At 64.7% G+C, this 7,543-nt stretch carries 8 protein-coding genes; 2 read left to right on the top strand and 6 right to left on the bottom strand.

Features of this window, described 5'->3' with window-relative positions:
* Positions 1–226: 226 nt before the first annotated feature.
* The 4 genes from V474_RS25495 to V474_RS06910 form a co-directional block, all read right to left on the bottom strand.
* A complete protein-coding gene (locus V474_RS25495) occupies positions 227–796 on the bottom strand; it encodes a hypothetical protein (protein WP_062121710.1) in 570 nt (189 codons plus the stop codon).
* A gap of 100 nt (positions 797–896) precedes the next feature.
* The gene (locus V474_RS06920; protein WP_007685991.1) at positions 897–1,874 is read right to left on the bottom strand and encodes an ExeA family protein; all 978 of its coding nucleotides are present in this window, start codon (positions 1,872–1,874) and stop codon (positions 897–899) included.
* Entirely contained in the window at positions 1,874–3,526 is a 1,653-nt protein-coding gene (locus tag V474_RS06915; RefSeq protein ID WP_007685992.1) for an IS481 family transposase, read from the bottom strand. The genes V474_RS06920 and V474_RS06915 overlap by 1 nt, the downstream gene beginning before the upstream one ends.
* Positions 3,519–4,115 (bottom strand): recombinase family protein, encoded by a 597-nt coding sequence (locus V474_RS06910; protein WP_007685993.1) that lies wholly within the window; start codon positions 4,113–4,115, stop codon positions 3,519–3,521. The genes V474_RS06915 and V474_RS06910 overlap by 8 nt, the downstream gene beginning before the upstream one ends.
* A 165-nt stretch (positions 4,116–4,280) precedes the next feature.
* On the opposite strand from V474_RS06910, the gene V474_RS06905 reads away from it, so the two are divergent.
* Positions 4,281–4,973 carry a hypothetical protein gene (locus tag V474_RS06905; RefSeq protein ID WP_007685994.1) on the top strand — a complete coding sequence of 231 codons (693 nt, stop codon included), beginning with the start codon at positions 4,281–4,283 and terminating at the stop codon, positions 4,971–4,973.
* Between the two features lie 639 nt (positions 4,974–5,612).
* Here V474_RS06905 and V474_RS06895 read toward each other — a convergent pair.
* Together V474_RS06895 and V474_RS06890 are read right to left on the bottom strand one after the other, a co-directional pair.
* Positions 5,613–6,335 carry a cytochrome P450 gene (locus V474_RS06895; protein ID WP_236710738.1) on the bottom strand — a complete coding sequence of 241 codons (723 nt, stop codon included), beginning with the start codon at positions 6,333–6,335 and terminating at the stop codon, positions 5,613–5,615.
* 25 nt (positions 6,336–6,360) lie between these two features.
* A complete protein-coding gene (locus V474_RS06890; RefSeq protein WP_059150686.1) occupies positions 6,361–6,687 on the bottom strand; it encodes a 2Fe-2S iron-sulfur cluster-binding protein in 327 nt (108 codons plus the stop codon).
* 188 nt (positions 6,688–6,875) lie between these two features.
* On the opposite strand from V474_RS06890, the gene V474_RS06885 reads away from it, so the two are divergent.
* A complete protein-coding gene (locus V474_RS06885) occupies positions 6,876–7,538 on the top strand; it encodes a TetR/AcrR family transcriptional regulator (protein WP_059150685.1) in 663 nt (220 codons plus the stop codon).
* The last annotated feature ends 5 nt before the right edge of the window (positions 7,539–7,543 follow it).

The following is a 7,543-nucleotide window of genomic DNA, read 5'->3' as shown; positions in this document are numbered from 1 at the left end:
TGTAGGCGATTGCAAAGATACTGGCCTCTGCTCGCAAACAGCGCGGATTTCTGCTCAGATTTGCTGACAGCAGGTGGGCCATGCTGCTCACGCTATGCGACAATGTGCTCGCCATCATCCGCGCCTGCTCGCAAACGGAGAAGGCCTGTTCTCGCTTTCTGCCAATAGCGAGGAGTGCCGGTGAGCGGTCTGGCAGCGATCGTTCCCGCCGGGTTTGCCGTAAGCATCAGCGCTCCCACTTCCTCAGGCTAGCAACGGATTGATCGTATAATGCCTGGAGCGAGCCGACCTGATTGTCTCGGAAGTGAATCGTCAGCACGAGATTGTCATACGGCAGATTGGCCGTGCAGAGCCCCGGCCGCGAGCCTCCGCCCATGGCGGAGCAACTCGCCAGCGATGGAGGACGCTTCTGACCTGCTTCGGCTGGCAACTGGTATGTCCAGAAAACACCATCACTTACCTTGCGCAGTGTTCGGCCGCGCCATGAAAGCGGGCGACTTGCGCAGACAGTCGAGTTGACAAGCGCCTCTGTTCCCGCTGCGCGGGCACACATCCGCTTCTTGCTTGCCACGCCCACCAAGTTTCGCTCCGGCAAGCTTGCGCTCGGATTTAGGTAGAACGAGAACCCGTCGCTGGGATCGAGCGCTGGTAGAAAGAACGGCTTATCATTGTCGGATATGTCGTTGGCTCTCGGGATGTCGAAGACTCGTCCCTCCAACCTCCTCTCGGCCGAGGCCGAGCACGCGCTGAGCAAGCTGACGATCGATAAAGAAGCTGCGGTAAGATGCCTGTTCATGCCGGCAGGCTATGAGAGAAGCGCAACGTCCACAATCGGTGGCACAGACGACATGCGTTGCGTCCGCGTGCGGGAGATACCAAGGCGAGGACAGCCAGTATCATATCGGCACACCGGCTTCGCGGAGCCGCTCGGTCAGGTCGCGGGTGTGTTCGGCGTCCAGCGTTCCGGCGAGGAACGCGCGTATGTCGGACGGCCGGGTGTTGAGCTGGCTGGCGAGCGCGCCCGCATCGTAACCGTTGCGCGTCAGCGTGGGTTCGAGGTCGTCAATCGCCCGCGACAGCACCTGCTCGACGATCTCGGCCGTGACGGGCTTGGCAGCGAAGCGGAAGCCCTGCTCGAAGGCGAGTGTCAGGTGCATCTCGATCTGGAGCGGGGTGCGCAGGCGCTCGGCGATGAGGTCGATCGCGTCCTCGTTCATCAAGTCGGCAACCTTGACCCCCTCGGCCGCACAGGCGCCGAGCAGCCAGGCAACATAGTCGCGGCGTTCGGCGCCGATGCCCTCATAGTCGAAGGTGGTCGTGCGGTAGCCGATCTCTTCCATTTGCGGGCGGCGCAGGTCGTTGCGTAGCCGAGGATGGCCGACCAGAAGGACCGACAGCAGCACGCCGGCATCAGCCACCACCTCCATCAACCGCTTGAGGCCGGTCAGCGTCTTGTGGTGCAGGTCATGCGCCTCGTCGACCACCAGTACGACCGGGCGCTTGCCCTTGCGCATGATGTCGCGCAGGTCGCGCTCGCGGCGCTCGGCCTGCTTGGGAATCTTCACCTGGGCACGGTCACCGGGCGAGAGATCGTAGAACAGCGCCTCGATCAGCGAGGGCAACGAGGTGCGGCGCTTGTCGACCGCAAGCGACTTGGCGACGGCGACCTTGCCCGCCCGGGCCAGCTCGTCCTCGATGCGGCGCAGCAGGTGCGTCTTGCCCGATCCGACCAGGCCGGAGACGACGATCAACCTGCCGGTCTGCACGGCCGCACAGACCTCGCGCACGAGGTTGCGCTGATGCTCTGTCTCGAAGTTGCCGACGCCTTGGAACGGGCGGGCGAGCCCGTAGCTGGATTGAACGTCGGCGAGCATCAGCTTGTCCCCCGTCTTGACTGGAACCGCTCTCGGATGCGGTCAGCGATGATGGTCTTGTCGAGCGTTTCGCCCAGCAGCGCGTCGATGAAGGCGCGGTCTGCCTCAGGCAGCGAGCCGAGCGGTCGCCGGAGCTGGTCGACGATGGCGTGGCGCGCCGCGAGCCCGGTCGGGTATGCCGTCTCGACCGCCGGCTCCGGAAAAGGTGTTTGCCGCACCGCGAGCCCTGCGGTGGAGGGCGGCAGCGACGGCAGCGGCCGGTCGCCGCCCGTCACGGTCGCGCGGGGCAGCCCCAGCTGGTCAGCGAGCCGGACCACCTTGTCGAGCCGCTCCTCGGCGCGGCTCTTCTGATACTTGCGATAGCGGTAGAGCGGCACGGCGCCGCGCGACGGCTCGTAAGGGCCATGCCGCTTGCCGTCATGCTCCACGAAGAGCTGCTGGTCGAACAGCCCCCAGAGCAGCGTCACCGTCTCGCCGGCGAGCTCGGGCTCGACCTCGTAGGAAGCGCCCTCAACCGAGACGGTCGCGTCGCCCGCAACGGTGCGCCGCTCGGGCTCACGAGCGAAGGCGCAGAACCGCTCCCATGAACACATGGCCCGCACGCCATCGCCGGGCAGGTGCCGCAGCCAGTGCTCGATCCGCGCGTGTGGCTCGGAACGATGGTCGCCGTTGTTGTAGGTGACCAGCGCACGCCGCATCCACAGATTGGCTTCCGCCTCGTCCTTGGGTTTGTGGAAGTGGTACAACGTCTCGTGCACCTCCTTCACCGTGCGGAACGGCCGCTCGACCTTGCCCTTGGCGCGGGCCGCGGTGTGCCGGTCGTCGGCCTTCGGCGGCAGATGGGTGAGGACGCGCACGCCGAGGCTGCCCATCACCGACTGGAACACGCGCGACCGGCTGACCGGGCCGTTGTCCATGTAGATCGTGACCGGCAGGCCCTGGAACGGCAGTTCGGGCTCAGGCTTGGCGGCGAAGGCGTTGAATAGAAAGCGCAGCGCGGACTCGGCATCCTCGCCATAGACGCTGCGATATTCCTGGTAGACCACGCCCGAGCAGTCATCGACGGCCGAGAACAGCATCAGCGTGGGTTTGCCGCGACCCTGCTCGATCCAGAGCGGCGCCTCGACCTGCTTGAGGTCGGACGGGCTCATGTCGAAGTGCCACAGCTCGTTGGATCGCCGCGCCTGAAAACGAACGGCTGCGTGGGGGCGGGTCACGCGGGCATAGTCCAGCCCTGATGAGCGGAGCAGCCGGTCGATGGTCGCCCGCTTCAGCAGGCCGGGTGCTACCTTGACCAGGCCCTCCGGCGTCTCGACGCCATCGGTTTCCAGGAACTCGATGGCGCGGGCGGTCGAAACGTGCCGGCCCTTCTTGTTGGTGGTCCTGATCTTCAGTGCGGCGACGATCTCGGCGTAGCGCTCCATCTCGGCCTGCGGGGCAACCCGCGTCGCACCATGGTCGGACCGGCGCACCGACTTGGGGCGGTTCAGCTCGCGCAACGCCCGGTAAAGGGTCCAGATGGAGATGCCATAGGCCTCGGCCGCACGGGCGATGATCTCGGTGCGACCGGGGTCGCGTGGGGGCAACAGCGACAACCGTCGGCGAAGATCGATCAGCGCCTCTCCAGGCGGTCGCTTCGCCCGGTCAGCCATGGGCTGTTGCAGCCTCCTTGATCGATGCACCGCTGCCGCGCTTGCCTGCATAGCGATAGAGGGTCGCGACCGACACGCCCATGCGCTTGGCGATGTCGCGCACCGGCAACGTGCCCTCCTTCATCATCGCCCGTGCCGCGGCGACGTCGCTCGGGCGCATTGCCGATGGGCGGCCACCCTTGCGACCCTGCCGGCGCGCCTCCACTAGCCCCGCGGTAGTTCGCTCGCGGATCAGGGCACGCTCGAACTGCGCGATGGCGCCGAACACGTGAAAGGTGAGCATGCCACCCGGCGTTGTCGTGTCGATGCTCTCGGTCAGCGACACCAGCCCGATCTTCTCGCGCTCCAGATCCTCGGCCGTGGCGATCAACTTCTTGAGCGAGCGGGCGAGGCGGTCGAGCTTCCAAACAACCAGCGTGTCGCCTGCGCGCAGCACGTCTTCCAGAATGCGCGCCAGTTCGGGCCGGTCATCGCGCGCGCCCGACGCCTTTTCGGTGAACACCCGCTCGCAGCCGGCCCGCCGCAGCGCATCGAGCTGGAGCTCGGGGTTCTGGTCGCTGGTGCTGACCCTGGCATAGCCGACCCGCATGAGCGTCTGATCTTCTCCAAACTCGTGCGGGGCATACCGTTTTGCGACGCGGGTTTCCAGAACAGTTTTGACAAAGTGCGGCCCGCAGATTTACGTTGCCGGCCCAGCAAGGCGATCGGCTCGTCAGAAACGGTCGTTTTGCAGAACCGCTGAGGAGCCGGGTTCATGCAGGTGCTCGATACGGTTGGCTGGGTCGGTGATGGCGACGACACCGACTTCTTCCTCGCAATCGAGCGCACCTTCGATCTGCGCCTGCGCTCGAACCTGCCTTGGACAACGTTCGGCGAGGTGCGTGACCATGTCGTCGCGCATGTCGCAGCCTACAGCGGGGGCGGCACGACATGCGCCACGCAGATGACGTTCTACAGGCTTCGACGCGCGCTCGGGCTTGGCCGGCACGTCGGGCCGGATGCGCCGTTGGCGCCGCTGATCGGTGGGAAGCTGCGCCAAGCGTTCAGCGACCTGGAAGCCGATACCGACCTCAAGATGCCGGCGACGCGAGCCGGATGGCTTGGGATTGTCAGTGGTCTCTGCTTCGCTGTCGCGGTCGCGATCCTCGCCTTCACGACGCTGGCACCTCCCCTTCGCATCTTCGCTGCTGGAGCGAGCGCCTACGCGGGGCTATGGTTACGGCACCTCGACCGCCGGCGATTACCTCGGAGGTGCGACACTATCGGCGATCTCGCCCGACTGGTCACGGAGCAGAACCGTGGCAGGCTTGCCCGCGACGGCGCGCGCCTCACCGCCCCCGAGATTTGGCGGATCATCCAGCAACTGGCCGCCGAGGAGAGCGGGATCGACCCCGATCTGATTGGGTCGGAAACGACCTTCTTCCGAGCCAAAGTGCGAGCAGCCTGATCAATGGCTTACTGGATTGCATAGATTGATGCCGAGACACGGGACATTGCGTGGCGTCGGACTGACGGCTTTGGGTGCCGTTGTCGTCGCAGGCTCTTTCGTCGCTCTCGGATTGCGACCGGATGGGATCGCCAGCTACTATCGCGATACGCTGACTCCGGCAGGGTTTGCCATTTGGTTCTGCGGCTTCGTAGCCGCCACACTCGCTCCACCCGCCATAGCTGTACTCTGCTGGTTTGGCGCCATGCGGTTCCGCTACGGGTGGCTTCTCCACATCCTGCTTGTTCCTGCCACCTACGCCGCTGTGCGAGGATCAATCGCGCTCATGCTCGCGGTAGCAAGTGAGCCGGACAGCGATGGCCCAACGAGATGGGCTACCGATCCAGCAGTGATGCTGATGGTGGTTTGCCCCATCGTGTACTTTCTGATCTTGGGTTCCACAAAGCTGCGTGAGCATCGCGCATCAGCAAATGACTGCTAATCTCGACTTTGTAGTTGGCAGATACCATGAGCGGCCCTTTGCCGTTTGCGAGCAGACGCGGATGATGGCGAGCACATTGTCGGATAGCGTGAGCAGCATAGTCGGCTCGTTGTCAGGTAATCTGGGCAGGAAAAGGCGCTGTTTGCGAGCAGAAGCTGCTACGGTTGCAAGCGCCTACAGCTAACGACGCCGTCGTCGGGATTAGCCTTCTTGTCCTCGATCGCGCTCTTCAGATAGGCGGTGATCTTGCCCATCTGTTCGGCCATGATCGCCCGGTCGTTCGAATGCAGCAGCTTCACCGCCCAGTCGACGAATTCGTCCCGCATGTCTTGCGGCAAGCCCATGATGTCGAGGAAGACCGAGACGGGCAGCGGGCGGCCATAGTCTTCGGTATATTCGCAAGTCTCCCTGGCGGCGACTTTGGCATCGATCGCGTCGATCAGGTCGTTGGCACGCTGGCGGATCTGACCTTCCAGTTTGAGCACGCCCTGAGGGCTGAACACCGGGTCGACGATGTTGCGGTACTTGCGGTGGTGGGGCGGATCGATCTCGATCGGGATGAAGTAGAAATAGTCGTCCGGATCACGCGGGAAGGGGGTGGCGCCCTCGTTGGAAAAGACGTCCGGGTGGCGCAGGCCGAACAGCGCATCCTCGTGCTTGATGAGGTGCCACATATTACCCATCGGGCTGACATCGTAATAGATCGGCGGCTGCTTTTCGTGGAGCGCGGCCATGAAATCGTGTGGGTTTGCAAGGAAGTCCGGGCCGAAAGTCAGGCCGGACTGCCGGATCAGTTCGGGTGGCACGTGGGCTGGCACCTGGTCCATGCCGACATGACGCGGGAACACGGGCGCGACGGGATTGGCGGCGTCGATAGGCATTTTTCTTGTCTCCCTATCCGCGCGGTCAGAGCTGGTGTTCGGGCATGTGCACGACCATGCCGTCGAGTGCCTCGGTGACCACCAGCTGGCACGACAAGCGGCTACTGGGCTTTACCTCGGCCGCTGTGGATTCTAGCAGTTCGGCCTCAGCTTCGGAGGAAGGGCCGCCGGCCGCGTCGGTCCATGCATCGTCGACGTAGCAGTGGCACGTCGCGCAGGAGAGACCGCCGCCGCATTCCCCGGTTATGCCCTCGATGCCATTGTAGAGTGCACCGCGCATGACGTTCTCGCCAACCGCGATATCGACCTCCACCGCCGTGCCAGTGTGATCGACGTATGTGACCTTTGCCATGGTTCCTCTCGCTTTCTTTCGCCTTGCTCGCTTAACCCGAGAACAGCGTTCTCAAACTTGTACTCCGAGGCGGGTTGGCAAGTCAATCGCCGGACAGGGCGGTGCGTGCCTGGCGCGCAGTCACAAGGTGCGTGTTTTGCATGCAGGCAGGCTGGACCGGCACGCGATCACGGCCTAGCGGGGGAGCAATGCCGACGACTTATCCGCCCCTGTTCGCGCTCCCCGAAATTCCTGCCGGAACTTCCGGGGATGCGGCGGACCGCACGCTGGTGCTAATCCGCGCCGCTTACGACCTGCTCGACGAAGCGGGGCTGGAGGGGCTGACGATCCGTGCCGTGCTGGCGCGTGCGGGCCTCGCGCGGAGGGCTTTCTACGAGCGGTTCCAGGGCAAGGACGATCTCGTGCTGGCGGTGTTCGACCAGTCTCTGCGCGCCGCTGCGCTGCAATTCCGCGAGATTACGGCGCGGTGCGCCGGGCCGGTGGAGGCATTGCAGGCTATCGTCACCGGGATCGTCGTCGGGCAACTGGGACAGGACCGCATGGGTGCCAACCGGCGAGGCGCTGCCCTCAGCCGCGAGCACCTTCGCCTGGCGCAGACCCGGCCGTCTGAATTGAACTCGGCGCTTGAACCGCTACTGGACGTGATGGCCGGGCATGTCGCGCTCGGAATGGGGCAGGGGGTGTTCCGCGCTGCGGATTCCCAGCTTCAGGCGCGGCTGATCTACAATCTTGTCTCGACCACGGTGCACACCGTGCTGCTTGCCGAAGAAGGGGGGGCGGCCGATCCCGCCGAGCGTGAGGGACTCGCCGAGGACCTCTGGGAATTCTGCCGCCGCGCGATCCAGGCCTGACTGCT

This window comes from Novosphingobium barchaimii LL02, assembly GCF_001046635.1.
Classification (GTDB): domain Bacteria; phylum Pseudomonadota; class Alphaproteobacteria; order Sphingomonadales; family Sphingomonadaceae; genus Novosphingobium; species Novosphingobium barchaimii.
This window is presented reverse-complemented; position numbering and strand designations above follow the sequence as displayed.